The sequence below is a fragment of the Idiomarina sp. genome (assembly GCF_048260185.1).
Classification (GTDB): Bacteria; Pseudomonadota; Gammaproteobacteria; order Enterobacterales; family Alteromonadaceae; genus Idiomarina.
In genome coordinates, this window is sequence record NZ_JBLXHB010000001.1 from 953087 (window position 1) to 969760 (window position 16674).

15 protein-coding genes and 2 tRNA genes are annotated in these 16674 nt (G+C 46.8%); 1 reads left to right on the forward strand and 16 read right to left on the reverse strand.

Translation table 11 applies throughout. The features are described from left to right. Positions 1-13: 13 nt before the first annotated feature. From nusA to rlmE, 10 genes are all read right to left on the reverse strand, one after another. The gene (gene nusA, locus ACN0RF_RS04730; RefSeq protein WP_417438216.1) at positions 14-1513 is read right to left on the reverse strand and encodes a transcription termination factor NusA; all 1500 of its coding nucleotides are present in this window, start codon (positions 1511-1513) and stop codon (positions 14-16) included. 26 nt (positions 1514-1539) lie between these two features. Continuing rightward, positions 1540-1998, reverse strand: a complete 459-nt coding sequence (gene rimP / locus ACN0RF_RS04735) for a ribosome maturation factor RimP (protein WP_417438217.1) — start codon at positions 1996-1998, stop codon at positions 1540-1542. 176 nt (positions 1999-2174) lie between these two features. Further along, a tRNA-Met gene (locus ACN0RF_RS04740) sits at positions 2175-2251 on the reverse strand. A 75-nt stretch (positions 2252-2326) separates the two neighbouring features. After that, a tRNA-Leu gene (locus tag ACN0RF_RS04745) sits at positions 2327-2413 on the reverse strand. 6 nt (positions 2414-2419) lie between these two features. Continuing rightward, positions 2420-2761, reverse strand: a complete 342-nt coding sequence (gene secG / locus ACN0RF_RS04750) for a preprotein translocase subunit SecG (protein WP_034820144.1) — start codon at positions 2759-2761, stop codon at positions 2420-2422. Positions 2762-2765: 4 nt separating this feature from the next. Beyond that, positions 2766-3524 carry a triose-phosphate isomerase gene (gene tpiA, locus ACN0RF_RS04755; RefSeq protein WP_417438218.1) on the reverse strand — a complete coding sequence of 253 codons (759 nt, stop codon included), beginning with the start codon at positions 3522-3524 and terminating at the stop codon, positions 2766-2768. A gap of 87 nt (positions 3525-3611) precedes the next feature. Next, positions 3612-4952: a phosphoglucosamine mutase gene (glmM, locus tag ACN0RF_RS04760; RefSeq protein ID WP_110012621.1), complete on the reverse strand. Its 1341-nt coding sequence runs from the start codon at positions 4950-4952 to the stop codon at positions 3612-3614. Continuing rightward, complete coding sequence (folP, locus tag ACN0RF_RS04765; protein WP_417438219.1) at positions 4949-5764, reverse strand: dihydropteroate synthase; 816 nt, start codon at positions 5762-5764, stop codon at positions 4949-4951. Before folP ends, glmM begins: the two co-directional genes overlap by 4 nt. 70 nt (positions 5765-5834) lie before the next feature. Next, positions 5835-7781 carry an ATP-dependent zinc metalloprotease FtsH gene (gene ftsH / locus ACN0RF_RS04770; RefSeq protein WP_417438220.1) on the reverse strand — a complete coding sequence of 649 codons (1947 nt, stop codon included), beginning with the start codon at positions 7779-7781 and terminating at the stop codon, positions 5835-5837. 41 nt (positions 7782-7822) lie between these two features. Continuing rightward, positions 7823-8449 (reverse strand): 23S rRNA (uridine(2552)-2'-O)-methyltransferase RlmE, encoded by a 627-nt coding sequence (gene rlmE / locus ACN0RF_RS04775; RefSeq protein WP_417438221.1) that lies wholly within the window; start codon positions 8447-8449, stop codon positions 7823-7825. A gap of 91 nt (positions 8450-8540) precedes the next feature. On the opposite strand from rlmE, the gene yhbY reads away from it, so the two are divergent. Further along, a complete protein-coding gene (yhbY, locus tag ACN0RF_RS04780) occupies positions 8541-8837 on the forward strand; it encodes a ribosome assembly RNA-binding protein YhbY (protein ID WP_253619687.1) in 297 nt (98 codons plus the stop codon). On the opposite strand, the gene ACN0RF_RS04785 is transcribed toward yhbY, so the two are convergent. From ACN0RF_RS04785 to ACN0RF_RS04810, 6 genes are all read right to left on the reverse strand, one after another. Continuing rightward, complete coding sequence (locus tag ACN0RF_RS04785; RefSeq protein ID WP_417438222.1) at positions 8812-9360, reverse strand: hypothetical protein; 549 nt, start codon at positions 9358-9360, stop codon at positions 8812-8814. The genes yhbY and ACN0RF_RS04785 overlap by 26 nt on opposite strands. Before the next feature lie 159 nt (positions 9361-9519). Next, positions 9520-9996, reverse strand: a complete 477-nt coding sequence (gene greA, locus ACN0RF_RS04790) for a transcription elongation factor GreA (protein ID WP_011234230.1) — start codon at positions 9994-9996, stop codon at positions 9520-9522. Beyond that, the gene (carB, locus tag ACN0RF_RS04795; protein WP_110012623.1) at positions 9993-13217 is read right to left on the reverse strand and encodes a carbamoyl-phosphate synthase large subunit; all 3225 of its coding nucleotides are present in this window, start codon (positions 13215-13217) and stop codon (positions 9993-9995) included. Before carB ends, greA begins: the two co-directional genes overlap by 4 nt. A 58-nt stretch (positions 13218-13275) precedes the next feature. Continuing rightward, positions 13276-14421 carry a glutamine-hydrolyzing carbamoyl-phosphate synthase small subunit gene (gene carA, locus ACN0RF_RS04800; protein ID WP_034820125.1) on the reverse strand — a complete coding sequence of 382 codons (1146 nt, stop codon included), beginning with the start codon at positions 14419-14421 and terminating at the stop codon, positions 13276-13278. 158 nt (positions 14422-14579) lie between these two features. Then, on the reverse strand, positions 14580-15386 hold the full coding sequence (gene dapB, locus ACN0RF_RS04805) for a 4-hydroxy-tetrahydrodipicolinate reductase (RefSeq protein WP_110012624.1): 807 nt from the start codon (positions 15384-15386) through the stop codon (positions 14580-14582). Continuing rightward, positions 15386-16618: a dicarboxylate/amino acid:cation symporter gene (locus ACN0RF_RS04810; RefSeq protein ID WP_417438223.1), complete on the reverse strand. Its 1233-nt coding sequence runs from the start codon at positions 16616-16618 to the stop codon at positions 15386-15388. Before ACN0RF_RS04810 ends, dapB begins: the two co-directional genes overlap by 1 nt. Positions 16619-16674: the final 56 nt, after the last annotated feature.

The window sequence follows — 16674 nt, forward strand, 5'->3', positions numbered from 1 at the left end:
TCCGCTGATCGTTCTACTGTTCTTCATTGAACCAGCAAATATTGCGAGCTTTCATAATTAAATCGCCAGCCTGCTGTTCATTTAATTCTTCAATATCGGCTAAGTCGTCAACACCCTGTTCCGCTAACTCCTCCAGAGTTGTCACGCCTTTGCTGGCTAATACGTAAGCCAGGTGACGCTCCATTCCTTCAAGGTTTAACAGTGTGTCATCTGGTTCAGCCGATTCCAGAGATTCTTCGGTAGCCAAAGCTTTCGTGGTTAAATAAGCACGTGCTCTGCTACGCAATTCTTCTACGATATCTTCGTCCATTCCTTCGATATCAAGGAATTCTGCCACCGGGACATAAGCCACTTCTTCAAGTGAAGAAAAGCCTTCATCAACCAGTACATTGGCAAAATCTTCATCGATATCTAAAGTCGATACGAACAAGTTCAATAGACGCTGAGTTTCAGCTTCATTTTTTTCGTTGAACTCGTCTTCGGTCATAACATTCAGCGTCCAGCCAGTTAGCTGGCTAGCCAGACGAACGTTCTGTCCACCTTTACCAATAGCTTGAGCCAGATTATCTGCCGCAACCGCAATATCCATAGTGTGTGCATCTTCATCCACAACTATAGACGCTACTTCAGCAGGTGCCATCGCGTTAATGACGTACTGTGCCGGGTTATCATCCCACAGCACAATGTCTACGCGCTCGCCACCAAGCTCACCGGATACCGCCTGAACTCGTGCACCGCGCATACCAACGCAAGCCCCAACAGGGTCTATACGCTTATCATTACTCTTAACCGCAATTTTAGCACGCGATCCCGGATCTCGGGCAGCACCGCGTAGCTCAATCATCTCTTCGCCTATTTCAGGCACTTCGATACGGAACAATTCCAACAAGAAGTTAGGATTGGTTCTGCTTACAAATAACTGTGCTCCACGAGCTTCTGGACGAACGTCATAAAGCAAACCGCGAATGCGGTCACCTGGACGCACTGACTCACGTGGTAACATTTCGTCGCGATAAATAATCGCTTCTGCGTTATTACCTAAATCCAGAATAACGTGTTCCCGATTCGCGCGCTTCACAATACCGCTGACCATTTCACCCACTTGCTCACGGTATTCATCAACAACCTGAGCTCGTTCGGCTTCACGTACTTTTTGTACAATAACTTGTTTTGCAGTCTGGGTCGTAATACGGTCAAACTGTATCGAATCGATTTGCTCTTCTACGTAGTCACCGGCCTGTACCGATGAATCTTCGTATTGCGCTGCTGACAAGCTAATTTCACGGTACGGATGTTCTAACCCTGAATCCGTGTCTTCAACGACTAACCAACGACGGAAGGTATCAAATTCGCCAGTGGTGCGATCGATATCAATGCGAACTTCAATATCGCCGTCGTACTTCTTTTTGGTCGCATGAGCCAATGCCGACTCTAACGCTTCAAATATTTTTTCGCGTGGTACTGCTTTTTCGTTTGAAACCGCTTCTGCGACTAACAGTATTTCTTTACTCATGAGTGCTGCCTCGCCAACGCAATCTTTTAATCAAATGCCGGAACCAGGTGAGCGTTTTTCACATCACGCATATTCACCTGAAGAGTATCGTTATCAACGGCAAGGGTCAGTTCTTCACCCTCAACCGCAATCAATTCTGCCTTAAATTTTCTTTTGTTTTTTTGCGCCGCTACTAACTCAAAAGCAACGGTTTCATTTATATAAGGCTGCATTTGTTCGGCATTAAAAAACGGTCTTTCCATCCCCGGAGAGGATACTTCCAGGTTGTATTCAACATTAATAGGGTCTTCAACATCCAGCAGTGAACTGACCTGATAACTCACGTCTGCACAGTTATCCACACTGATACCTTCCGGATGATCGATATATACCCGTAATGTTGAAAACTTACCGGCGCGAATAAATTCTACGCCCCACAATTCAAAGTCCAGCGCTTCTACCGCTGGGCGAATTATATCGGTTAACCGTTCTTGCAAATTTGCCAATTACTGCCTCCTGAAACAAAAAAAGGGCGCAAGCGCCCAGTGTTCTGGCTATCCTAAGATAGCTAAGGCCGCATAGCAAAAAGCCCCGAGCTGCTGCGGGGCTTTCTGAACACTGGACCCTTTGTCAGTTATTTTAGCAAAAGCGACGCCCTAATGCGAAACGCTGCTACTAAAATTGGTTGCGGGGGCAGGATTTGAACCTACGACCTTCGGGTTATGAGCCCGACGAGCTACCAGACTGCTCCACCCCGCGTCCGAAACTTGTTGCACATTATACGTATTTTTCGTTTATTTTCAACCTCTGAGGCAACAATCAGAGAGCTAATTTTGGTGCAGAAGGCGGGACTTGAACCCGCACGCCCGTAAGAGCACTACCCCCTCAAGGTAGCGTGTCTACCAATTCCACCACTTCTGCAAAATCTTAGTCAATTGGCGGCACGTCAGATTCAGACTCTGACTTATCATCCGCTGGAGGTAACTCTTGCTCTTCAGCCGGAACTGAAAGGTCTGAAAAGTCATTTGACGACTCATCAGTAGAGGTCGATAAGTTACCTAATACCAGGCTCAGAATGAAAAATACTACCGCCAACCCGGCTGTTGCGCGGGTCAGGAAGTTACCTGAACCTGATGAACCAAAAACAGTGTTCGATGCGCCGGAACCAAAAGATGCGCCCATGTCTGCGCCTTTGCCTTGTTGCAGCATAATAAAGCCAATTAAGACCAAAGCGACAACGAGAAATGCGATCATCAAAATTTCGTACATAATTTTACCCTTGAGCAGCTTGGCAAATAGCAACAAAGTCTGATTCTTTCAAACTTGCGCCACCTATCAGGCCGCCATCAATGTCTTTTTGCGCAAATAATTCGGCAGCGTTGTCAGCTTTAACTGAGCCGCCGTACAATAACGGCATTTTCTCACCAATCGCGCCAAATTGCTCTACCAGTAACGTTCTTAATTTTGCATGAACGTCCTGTGCTTGTTCTGGTGAAGCCGTTTCTCCGGTACCAATTGCCCAAACTGGCTCATAGGCCAAAACAATTTTACCGGCTTGCTCTTTAGGAAGGTCAGCTAAAGCCGCTTTCGCTTGCTCTGCTACAACTTCCCAGGTGTTTCCCTCATCGCGTTGTGCTTTATTCTCACCAACACAAATTACCGCTGTCATACCGGCATTAACCGTAGTTAAGGTTTTCTCATTCACCGTTTTGTCGGTTTCTGCGAACAGCTGCCGACGTTCTGAATGTCCCACTAGCACGTAGCTAACACCAAACTCTTGCAGCTGTGCGGTTGAGATTTCGCCGGTAAAGGCGCCACCAGTGTGTTCAGATACATTCTGAGCACCAATGGCAATGTCATCGTAATAACATTGATTAGCCAGCTCGCCAATAAGGGTGAACGGAGGACAAATGACTAACTTAACTTGCTGAAGCTGATTAAGTTTTTCCCGCAAAGCCGCCGACATTGTTTTCGTTAGCTCGCGATTTCCGTTCATTTTCCAATTTGCAATCACTAGTGATGCATTAGGCATAGTTTGTCCTCTACTCCAGAGCGCGGGAATAGTAGCGAAACACTCACCAACTTACAAGCGAGATTTTCACCACCACCCGCTAACTGTTTAATTTGTAGCCGCTTCGACCTCGTTCGCAATTTGCTGAGCAAAGGCTTTTACCTTAGCTTCGTTCTCGCCCTCGACCATTACGCGAATTAAAGGCTCAGTACCAGACTTACGTAATAAGACCCGACCACTACCAGCAAGAGCAGCTTCCACTTCGCGAACAACACTTTTCACATTTGCAGATTCCAGCGGCTGTTTATCGCTCTCGAACCGAACATTAATAAGTACTTGCGGCAGTTTATGAAAGTCGCAGCTCAGTTTCTCCAGAGACTTTTGTTCCTGATACATAGCTGCCAACACCTGCAGGCCAGCTATAATACCATCTCCAGTAGTGTGATGCTGACGGTTTATAACATGCCCGGAGTTCTCTCCACCCAGATACCAGTCACGTTTAACCAGTTCCTCAATAACATAACGGTCGCCGACTTTCGCCCGAACGAATGGAATACGCCGTTTGTCCAGCTCTTTCTCCAAAGCAAAGTTGGTCATCAAGGTACCAACAACCCCGCCCTGAAGCTGCCCCTGATTCTGCGCAGTAACAGCAAGCATATAAAGAATTTCGTCACCATCAATGGGGCGCCCGTTTTCAGTCACCATCATGATGCGGTCACCGTCGCCATCAAGCGCTATACCAAGGTCGGCTTTGGTTTCCAGCACTTTATTCTGCAATGCCGTTAAATGCGTTGCACCGCACTCTTTATTAATATTGAGGCCATTGGGCTGCGTGCCTATTTCGGTCACTTCAGCACCAAGTTCGCGAAGCACATTAGGCGCAATGTGGTAGGTAGCGCCATGAGCGCAGTCAACTACGATGTGAAGCCCTTCCAGAGTCATTTCGTTGGGGAATACGCTTTTGCAAAACTCAATATAGCGACCGGCAGCATCATTAATGCGTTTTGCCCGCCCTAACTCTTCAGAAATAACGCAGTCCATAGGCTCGTCCAGCAAGCGCTCAATTTCTAGCTCAACCGCATCTGGAAGCTTGTGTCCGTTATCAGCAAAAAACTTAATACCATTATCATAATATGGGTTATGAGAGGCGCTGATCACGATTCCGGCAGCGGCTCTGAACGTGCGTGTAAGATAAGCAATTCCGGGAGTGGGCATAGGACCTAAGAAGTCCACGCCAACACCAGCAGCGGCTAAACCAGCCTCTAGTGCTGACTCAAGCATATAACCAGAAACCCGGGTGTCTTTGCCCACTAATACGCGACTGGTCCCCTTAGCGGCTAGTACACGCCCTGCTGCCCAGCCAAGCTTTACGGCAAATTCAGGGGTTATCGGGAATTGCCCGACACGTCCGCGCACGCCATCGGTGCCGAAATATTTACGCTCACTCAAAGGTGTTCTCCTTCTATAGTTGCTGCAACCACTTTCATCGCATCAACTGTCTCCTTAACATCATGAACGCGAATTATACGTGCTCCTTTCATAGCTGCAATGGTTGCAGCCGCTAAACTGCCTGCTAAGCGGTCTTTTACTTCACGTCCGGTAACATGACCTATCATGCTTTTTCGTGACATTCCTACCAACAACGGCAACTGCAATTCGTGAAACGCCTGCAAACGTTGCAATAACTGATAGTTATGTCGCTGCGACTTGCCAAAACCAAAGCCTGGATCCAACCAAATCCTCTCGCGTCGTATACCCGCTTTTTCACACGCTATAACACGCTCTTGTAAAAAAGCCTTAACATCGCAAACAACATCATCGTAATTAGGGTTGTGCTGCATACTACGGGGTTCACCCTGCATGTGCATCAGACACACTTCTGCGTCTGTCCCAGCGAGGGCATCCAAAGCTCCTTCCTCACGCAAAGCATTCACATCATTAATGATATTAGCGCCGACTTCTATCGACTTGGTCATTACTTTGGGCTTGGTGGTATCCACCGAAATAGCAACATCAAAACGGTCTCTTACCGCCTTTACCAAAGGAACAACTCTGTCCAGTTCTTCCTGTTCTGCAACCGAATAAGCACCTGGGCGGGTTGATTCCCCTCCAATGTCCACTATGTCAGCGCCGTCTTTGATCAGCTGTGCAACATGGTCTATTGCATCATTTAGACGGTTGTACTCGCCTCCATCTGAAAATGAGTCCGGCGTGACATTAACAATTCCCATCACTCGCAACGGCTTTGGATTTTTCGGCATGGCTTAGCTCCGCTAATAACTGTGTCCTACAAAAAAGCCACCTCTCGGTGGCTTTTTAAAAGAATCAACGTTAAGAAGTTGCATCCCCGGGTTTATCAACATTAATGGGGCGATCCGGACGTTCTTCGGTGTTATCTGCCTTAGCAGCCCCACCGTCAGAATCGTTACCACCACTGTCTCTGTCATCCCAGTCTTTTGGTTGACGAACATCACGACGGTTCATCAAATCATCAATTTGGTCGGCATCAATAGTTTCATAGCGAACTAATGCATCCTTCATTGCATGCAAAATATCTTCGTTTTCTTCCAGCAGCTTTTTCGCTCGCTGATAATTACGGTCGATAACTGACTTAACTTCTTCGTCAATAGCACGCGCCGTGTCATCTGACATGTGCTTGTGCTGAGTTACCGAGCGTCCGAGGAATACTTCATTTTCATCTTCGGCGTACAGCAAAGGCCCCATTTTTTCTGAAAGCCCCCACTGGGTAACCATTTTACGAGCAATTTCAGTTGCACGTTCAATATCGTTAGAAGCACCGGTGGTCACTTTATCGTTACCGTAAATAATGGCTTCTGCGAGACGTCCGCCGAACAAGCTTGAAATCATACTTTCAAGGTGCTGCTTACTGTGGCTGACACGATCCTGCTCTGGCAGATACATGGTCACACCCAGTGCGCGGCCTCGTGGAATAATCGATACTTTGTAGACTGGATCATGTTCTGGTACCAGACGACCAACAATGGCGTGGCCGGCTTCGTGGTAAGCGGTCATCGCTTTTTCATCATCCGTCATAACCATTGAGCGGCGCTCTGCACCCATCATGATCTTGTCTTTTGCTTTATCGAATTCTTCCATTGAAACGACGCGCTTGTCGCCCCGGGCAGCAAATAGCGCAGCTTCGTTAACTAAGTTCGCTAAGTCCGCACCAGAAAAGCCAGGTGTACCACGAGCAATCACTGACGGTTTAACGTCATCACCCAATGGTACTTTACGCATGTGCACTTTAAGAATCTGCTCACGACCACGAACATCTGGTAAACCAACGATAACCTGACGGTCAAAGCGGCCCGGACGCAATAATGCGGGGTCTAATACATCGGGACGGTTAGTCGCGGCAATAACGATAATGCCTTCATTACCTTCAAAACCATCCATTTCAACCAGCATTTGGTTCAATGTCTGCTCACGTTCATCGTGGCCACCACCGAGTCCGGCACCACGTTGACGACCCACGGCATCAAGCTCATCAATAAAGATAATGCATGGCGCAGATTTTTTCGCTTGTTCGAACATGTCACGAACACGGGAAGCACCAACACCCACAAACATCTCAACGAAGTCTGAACCGGAAATACTGAAGAAGGGTACTTTTGCTTCGCCAGAAATAGCTTTTGCCAGCAAGGTTTTACCCGTACCCGGAGGGCCGACCATAAGAACGCCTTTCGGTATTTTGCCGCCCAGACGCTGAAACTTAGAGGGGTCTTTCAGATAATCAACAAGCTCTGAGACTTCTTCTTTGGCCTCATCACAACCCGCAACGTCTTTGAACGTTGTTTTTGATTGCTCTTCATTCATCAGCTTGGCTTTGCTTTTACCAAACGACATGGCCCCACGGCCGCCACCGCCCTGCATCTGACGCATGAAGAATATCCATACACCAATTAACAACAGCATTGGGAACCACGAAATAAAGATAGATGCCAGAATACTCTGCTCTTCCGGCGGAGTACCTTGTGTTTCTACATCGTTTGCCAACAAATCATCCAGAATTTTTGGATCATATTGAGTTGGTACAACGGTTTTATAAGACTGACCATTGCGAGTCATACCTGAAATAGTGCGTCCATCATCACCAAATTCAGCACGACGAATATTGCCATTATTAACCTGAGATACAAATTCGCTGTATACCATGGTTGATGATGACGTTCCGCTCGGACTGAAGCTCTGAAAAACGCTCATCAGTACGACGGCTATTACAAGCCACAAGATGAGATTCTTTGCCATATCGCTCAAAGCCTATTACCTCTATTAAAAATCAACTACCCAACAGGGTACTACAGTTTATAGTCTGTCGCTACCAAGTAGACCTCTCTCGAACGTGCTCTCGAGGACTCTGGTTTTCTCGTTTTCACATCGTTAAACGCTGCTCGTACATCTTTCAGGAAAGATTCAAAACCTTGCCCCTGAAACACTTTGACGGCAAAACTCCCGCCGGGTTTCAAAACCTGATGGCACATGTCCAGCGCCAACTCTACCAAATACATAGAGCGTGCCTGGTCCACCGTACCATTACCACTCATATTAGGTGCCATATCAGACAGCACCACATCAACATTCTTACCACCGATACGTTCCAATAAAGCGTCCAGTACCGATTCTTCACGAAAATCGCCCTGAAGAAAATCGACTCCGGCGATTGGGTCCATCGCTAAAATATCACAAGCAATAATCTGACCGTCACCATTAAAGTAGTCGGCAACGTATTGTGACCACCCACCCGGAGCCGCTCCTAGATCAACGACGGTTTGACCTTTTTTGATCAGTTTGTCCCGTTTTTGTATTTCTTCCAATTTAAAAACAGCGCGGGAGCGTAATCCCTTCTTCTGTGCTTTTTGGACAAACTGATCGTCAAAATGTTCTTTCAGCCAGCGCTGACTACTCACACTGCGTTTTTTTCCCATGATTTAACGAAGTTTCCTTAATTGTCTGGCCTGAATACCTGATCTGGCGTTACAATGTTAAAAAATCAAGCTCTAAAACGGATATTATCGAATGTCATTAAGTAATAAGCAAAAACAGCATTTAAAAGGTTTAGCACATCCGCTTAAACCCGTCGTACTACTGGGGGCTAACGGCCTTACTGAAGGTGTTCTTGCAGAAGTTGAGCAAGCACTTGACCACCATGAACTGATTAAAATAAAAGTTCCGGAAGAAGACCGCGAGCTCAGAAAGCAAATTATGGCAACCATTGTACATGAAACCGGTGCCGCTGAAGTGCAAATTATCGGTAAAACACAAGTGATATACCGTGCTGCAGAAGAACCTAAGATTCGTCTTCCTCGCGGGTAACTCTTTCAATCGCAGGCTTAAGAGCTAATGCTTTCGCGACTAACTCTAATGCCTGCGATTTCTCCATCCACTTATCGGTAGTGGAAAAATACGCATCCAGCATCAAAGTCATACATTTTTCGTCATCTTGCAACCCGTAGACTTTCAATAACGGCTCGATCTTCTTGTGCGCTTTTAAAAACTCAATTCGCCGTTTGCGTTCTTCCTCTGCCACACTGCTCTTAACATAGTCGCCCTGAGTATAAGTGTAACTGGGTTCATGCAAGGTATAACCCGGAGCGAAAAACCAGTTAAGAGAAATTCTTTCTTGCAATAGTTTGCGAATAATTTCGGCAAAAGGTAACTTGTTACTACGTTTCCAGTTGGCATAGTCGTTGGCGTTGCGGCCTAACCACACAGAAACATCTTTATAAGTTGCTTTCTGTGAGATGAGTTTTAAACGCTCGAAACACTCCGTGACAGTGAGTTCATCAAGAGGTGTATATTGAAGAGTATTAAATGATAGTGACTGTTCCTTGTCCATTGTCATCTTCTCTTGTAAATTTAATGTTAGAAAAAAAGATAAGAACAAACTATACAATAGATCGTATAAAAAACAAACAGGAATGTATTTGAAAAGCTAATAAAAAGAAAAAGGCTGGTAAACTTACGTTTCCAGCCTTTTATGCACTCATTTTTGATATTACTTATATTGTACTGCAACAACCTCGTATTCAACTTCACCGTTAGGTGTCGTCACTGTCGCAATATCATCAATTTCTTTACCAATAAGCGCACGCGCAATGGGTGAATTCACAGAAATTAAGTTTGATTTAATATCCGCTTCATCATCGCCGACTATTTTATAAGTAACTTCTTCGTCCGTTTTCGTGTTGTAAACGGTGACTGTGGAGCCAAAAATAACTTTGCCGTTATTTGGTACCTTAGTTACATCAATAATCTGCGCGTTGGAAAGCTTGGATTCAATTTCCTGAATACGGCCTTCGCAAAAACCTTGCTGTTCACGCGCTGCATGATATTCCGCATTTTCTTTTAAATCGCCATGCTCGCGAGCATCAGCAATAGCTTCAACGATGCGCGGACGCTCTACCGTTTTCAAACGTTTAAGCTCATCACGTAATAATTGCGCGCCATGTTCCGTCATTGGAATCTGGTTCATATTAACGATACCCTTTTATGTAATTCTTGTACCGAGCTCACCCGAGCCCGATCATCCGCTGTATTTGCTTTTACTGTCGCAAACGCAGCATTCAATGTTGTGGTATAAATAACTTTATTCAATAGTGCTTCGCGGCGAATATAGACCGAGTCTTCAATCGCCTGACGGCCTTCTACTGTATTTATAATATAGCAATACTCGCCGTTTTTAATCGCATCGACAATATTTGGACGGCCTTCTTGCAGTTTATTTACAATACTGCAATCAATACCTTCTTCGCCAAGCATTTTGGCTGTACCGCGCGTTGCTTCTAAACTAAAGCCTAATGCCAATAAGCCGCGGGCTAAGTCCATCAAGCGTTGCTTGTCACTGTCTTTTACAGAAATGAGTGCTTTACCTTTTTTAGCCAACGCTTCGCCGGCACCCAGGTTGGCTTTCGCATAAGCTTCTTCAAAGCTTTCACCCACACCCATAACTTCACCGGTTGAACGCATTTCAGGTCCGCGAATCGGATCCACGCCCTGAAATTTAGCAAAAGGAATAACCACTTCTTTCACCGAGTAATACGGTGGAATAATTTCTTTTACATAGCCCTGCTCTTGCAGTGACTGACCAACCATTACCCGTGCTGCCACTTTGGCTAACGGCACACCCGTTGCTTTAGAAACAAAAGGTACGGTTCGTGCAGCTCTTGGGTTTACCTCAATTAGATAAATTTCATCATCTTTAACCGCAAACTGCGCATTCATCAAGCCGTTCACATTTAACTCAAAGGCTAACTTACGCATTTGTTCACGTAATTGAGCCTGAATAATGTCACTCAATGAGTACGGAGGCAATGAACACGCAGAGTCACCTGAGTGAACACCAGCTTCCTCTATATGCTGCATAATGCCGCCAATTAGCACGTCGGTACCATCGCAAATAGCATCAACGTCCACTTCTATCGCATTATCAAGGAAACGATCCAGCAGTACCGGCGCATCGTTTGAAACTTTGACCGCGTCTGTCAAATAACGTTGCAAATCTGCTTCATCATAGACAATTTCCATTGCCCTGCCACCCAGAACATAGGATGGCCGAACGACTAGCGGATAACCGATACGCTTAGCTTCCGTCAGAGCTTCGTTAAAGCCTGTAACTGTTGAGTTCTCGGGTTGTTTCAATCCCAGACGGCGTACGGCGGTCTGAAAACGCGCTCTGTCTTCCGCCCGGTCAATAGCGTCAGGCGACGTACCGATAATCGGCACGCCATTAGCCTCAAGCTCACGCGCCAGCTTCAACGGAGTCTGACCACCGTATTGAACAATAACCCCTTTAGGCTTTTCAATACGGACAATTTCAAGGACATCTTCGAGAGTAATAGACTCAAAGTATAGACGATCTGAAGTGTCATAATCGGTGGATACGGTTTCCGGATTACAGTTCACCATAATGGTTTCATAACCGTCTTCACGCAGCGCCAGCGAGGCATGCACACAGCAATAATCGAACTCAATGCCCTGCCCTATACGGTTTGGTCCGCCACCAATAACCATAATTTTGTCATTGTCCGTCGGCGCTGCTTCGCATTCTTCATCGTAGCTTGAATACATATAAGCTGTGCCAGAGGCGAATTCAGCCGCACAGGTATCAACACGTTTGTAAACGGGATGAATTTTATACTTATAACGCTTTTTACGAACTTCTGCTTCACTCACATGCAGAACATCGGCTATACGGGAGTCAGCAAAACCACGACGTTTCAGCACCGTCATCACGTCTGCGGTGAGCCCGGCTAAACCAAGTTCATCAACCTCTTTTTCAAGGTCGACAAGCTCTTCAATTTGAATCAGATACCACTCATCTATACGCGTTAGTTCAAAGACTTCGCGTACCGTCATACCTAAGCGGAAAGCGTCGGCGATATACCAAATACGCTCTGCACCCGGTTCTTTTAATTCACGGATAACTTTTGAACGGGCATCTTTAGCTTCTAAGTCCACAATAGGGTCAAAACCTGAGGCACCAAGCTCTAGACCACGCAATGCTTTTTGCATTGACTCCTGGAAGTTACGGCCAATAGCCATCACCTCACCTACCGACTTCATTTGTGTGGTCAGCCGGTCATTACAGTTAGCAAATTTTTCAAAGTTAAAGCGCGGTATTTTTGTGACCACGTAATCTAATGCAGGCTCGAAAGACGCGGGCGTTTTGCCGCCGGTTATTTCGTTCTCAAGTTCATCAAGCGTGTATCCAACGGCCAGTTTCGCTGCAACCTTAGCAATTGGGAAGCCTGTAGCTTTTGATGCCAAAGCGGATGAACGCGAAACCCGTGGGTTCATCTCGATAATGACCATACGTCCGGTGTCCGGATTAACACCAAACTGTACGTTTGAACCACCAGTTTCCACACCGATTTCGCGCAGAACGGCCATTGCCGCATCACGCATTAGCTGGAATTCTTTGTCTGTCAAAGTCTGGGCAGGCGCAACCGTAATTGAGTCACCGGTGTGAATACCCATAGGGTCAAAGTTTTCAATAGTACAGACAATGATGCAGTTATCGCTTTTATCGCGCACAACTTCCATCTCGTACTCTTTCCAGCCCAGTAGCGATTCGTCAATTAACAACTCATTGGTTGGCGACAAGTCCAGACCCCGGCGGCAAATTTCTTCAAATTCTTCGCGGTTATAAGCAATACCACCGCCACTGCCGCCCATAGTGAAGGACGGTCTAATAATGCAAGGGAAACCTAATCGGCTAAGCACATCAAAGGCTTCATCAAGACTATGAGCCATTTCAGCATTCGGTGTTTCCAGACCAATCGCTTTCATTGCCTTATCGAAGCGATCTCGGTTTTCCGCTTTATCAATCGCATCGGCATTAGCGCCAATCATTTCAACCTTGTAGCGTTCCAGCACACCGTGGCGGTCTAAATCCAGCGCACAGTTCAAAGCGGTTTGGCCACCCATGGTCGGTAACACCGCATCCGGACGCTCACGCTCAATAATTTTCTCTACTACTTCCCAGTGAATTGGCTCGATATAAGTTGCATCGGCCATTTCCGGGTCAGTCATAATGGTAGCAGGGTTAGAATTTACCAAAATGACTCGGTAACCTTCCTCGCGCAGCGCTTTGCACGCTTGAGCGCCGGAGTAATCAAACTCACAGGCCTGGCCGATAACAATAGGGCCTGCACCCAGAATCAGAATGCTTTTAATGTCGGTACGTTTTGGCATAAAGTCGCTCTATCTGTCCTTTCGCTACGGATGACGGCATCGAATATCATTCGACGAATCAGGCTTTGGCCTGCATCAATTCAATAAATTGGTCAAACAGTTCACTGGCATCGTGCGGCCCAGGGCTTGCTTCAGGGTGCCCCTGAAAACTAAAGGCCGGCTTATCTTTGCGGCGAATACCCTGCAATGTGCCATCGAACAAAGACACGTGAGTCACTTCCAGGTTATCCGGCAGCTGCTTTTCATCAACGGCAAAGCCATGGTTCTGACTGGTAATCATCACCCGTTTCGTTTTTAAATCTTGTACCGGGTGGTTAGCGCCGTGATGACCAAACTTCATTTTCATGGAGTGCGCGCCACTGGCAATAGCCAATAATTGATGACCAAGGCAAATACCAAAAATTGGAATGTCTTTATCCAATAAGGCTTTGATTGCTGTGATCGCGTAATCGCAAGGCTCAGGGTCGCCCGGACCATTCGATAGGAAAACCCCATCGGGTTTTAATGCCAGTACATCCTCGGCCGACGTTTGAGCCGGTACGACTGTAATCTTACAGTTTCGGTCTGCCAGCAAACGCAGAATGTTGTGTTTACAACCATAGTCGTAAGCGACTACATGGTATTTATTCTGCTCTGGTTTGGTGTGGCCTTCGCCAAGCTGCCAGCTGCCGCCCTGCCAGTCGTAAGGCTTATCGCAGCAAACTTCTTTCGCAAGGTCCATTCCTTTTAAGCCCGGAAACTTCTGAGCCAGTTCCTGTGCTTTATTTTCATCCAGCTCGCCAACCATAATGCAGCCATTTTGCGCACCTTTCTCGCGCAGAATGCGAGTTAAACGACGCGTATCAATATCTGCAATGCCCACCACATTGTGACGTTGCAAGTAAGCGCTTAGCGTTTCCTCACTACGGAAATTGCTGGCTTTCATTGCCAAATCTCTAATGATAAGTCCTTTCGCCCAAACCTGATCAGACTCTGCGTCTTCAGAGTTAATACCGGTATTGCCTATATGGGGATAAGTGAGAGTAACGATTTGTTCTGTATAAGATGGGTCAGTAAGAATTTCCTGGTAACCTGTCATGGCCGTGTTGAAGACCACTTCGCCGACTGCAGAGCCTTCGGCTCCGATAGCGGTTCCGCGAAACACGGTCCCGTCAGCAAGCACCAGAATCGCTCGTTTAGCGGATTGACTCGCTAGAATACTCAAGGGCAACCTCCGTACATAAAAAAACGGGTAAATCAATAATTTGACTTCCCCGTCTTGCGTCCTGAACCGCGCGTTTTGCCAAATCACGCCGGCCTTCGGACTGATTCAGGCAAATTCCCGCCATTCTACGAAATATTACGAAAACCGTCCAGCGGTATTTATTGCTTGAGCATGCGTTGCAGTATGTCCTGCAAATTCAAGGTGTCCTGCAGGCTATATAAACCGGGCGCTTGTTCGTCGAGCCACTTAGCGGCACGTAAGGCTCCGTCGGCAAAAGTTTTTCGATTGCTGACACGGTGTCCAATCTCAATGCGTTCACCCGCAACCGCCAGAGTGACTTGATGTTCACCGATAATATCCGCTGCCCGCATTACAGAGAAGCCAATGCCATCGTCGCTACGCAGACCGTCAGAGCGGATACCGTCGTTAACCTGTTCCCAGTTTTGCTGCCGGCCTTTTGCGGCAGCCTGCCCCAAACTCAGCGCCGTTCCGGACGGGCCATCTTTTTTGTGCCGGTGATGCGCCTCGAAAATCTCAATATCAGCATTGGGTAATGCAGCACTGCTTAAACCAACCAGCTGTTCAAGCAAAGCAATGCCAATGCTGGTATTACTGGCATACAGCACCGGCACGGTCTCGGCCGCCTGAGCCAGACGTTCTTTCTGTTCTTCGTTTAACCCCGTCGTACAAACAACAATAGGCAATTGATATTGTTCAGCAAGCTTCAGGTTTTCAGTGAGTGCTTCAGGCAAAGAAAAATCAATAAGGACATCAACCTGCTCGGGCTGCAACTCATCGGCACTAATAAAATGAACGGGCTCGTTCTCTGTCGCACTGTCGCCGTAACTGTTGCTGCTTTTTCTGACAATGGCTGCACCCAGCTTAGCTTGGTTATCATCCGCCAAAGCCTGAATAACGGCTCTGCCCATTCTTCCCGAGGCTCCGAATACGCCCACATTAATCATTATTTTGACTCCGTCGCTAAATGAGTTTGATTGTCCAACAGGTTTTCGCTTCGCGCAACAACTCTGGAAACCATCATATCGCCAGTCACATTAGTCAGGGTTCGGGCCATGTCAATAATGCGATCGATAGCAGCGATAAACGCAATGCCTTCTAAAGGCAACCCAATAACATTCAGAGTAACAGTTAACATTACCAGAGCGGTGCCCGGCACGCCTGCCGTTCCCACCGAAGCCAGCGTCGCTGTTAGCATGATCAAACCGTAATCCATCCACTCTAACGGTATTCCGTAGAGCTGCGCAATAAAAATAGAAGCAACTGCCGGGTAAATACCACCGCAGCCGTCCATATTAATGGTTGCGCCTAAAGGCAAAACGAAACTGGCGTAATCCTTCGAGACACCCAAACGTTCAGTGACAGCCCGGTGCGCTGCCGGTAAAGAGCCGAATGAACTACACGTGGTAAAGGCGACAATCTGTGCGTCAAATATCGCTTTGAAGAACTGCCAGGGGCTCATACCGCCAGCGGTGCGAATTAACCCGCCGTAAACCACCACAATATGGATAAGACAGGCCAAATAAATAACGCCAACAAACTTCGCCAGAGGCAGTAAGGTACTAAAACCGTATTCACCAATAACCCAGGACATTAAACCAAGCACACCAACAGGCGTTAACTGCAACACCATGCGGGTAATTTCATACATGACTTCGGCGCCTGATTTTATCGTCTTGCGCAAAGGCTCGCCCTTGTCTTTTAAGCGTTGAATAGCAATACCAACCAAAGCAGCAAAAACAACGATTTGCAGCACATTACCTTCGGTTAAAGCAGCAAAAGGATTACTCGGCACAAAATTGAGGAAAACCTGGGCTATACCGGGAATTTGCTTCTCGTTTTGTTCTGTTGCAGTCAGCGTGGCTGCCGGGCTCATATCAATTAAACTGGCCAGGGTTAGGCCAATAGCACTGGCAATCACCGCAGTCAGCATGAATAAACCAATGGTTTTAGCGCCCAAACGGCCTAATTTTGTACCATCATTCAAATCCGTAATGGCGCTGACAATGGCACAGAAAATAAGCGGCGCGACCAGCATCTTAATGGCTTTTATAAATAAATCGCCAAGAGGCTTAAGCGCGACTCCAACTTCAGGAGCCAGTCCACCTATGAGCATGCCTAATACAAAGGCACCTAAAACACGTTGCCAAAATGGAATTGCAAACCACGCTTTAAACATAATTCCCCAGCCGCTTTATAAAAAATGGGAGCTAGGGTAAAACTTTAAGGATAAGG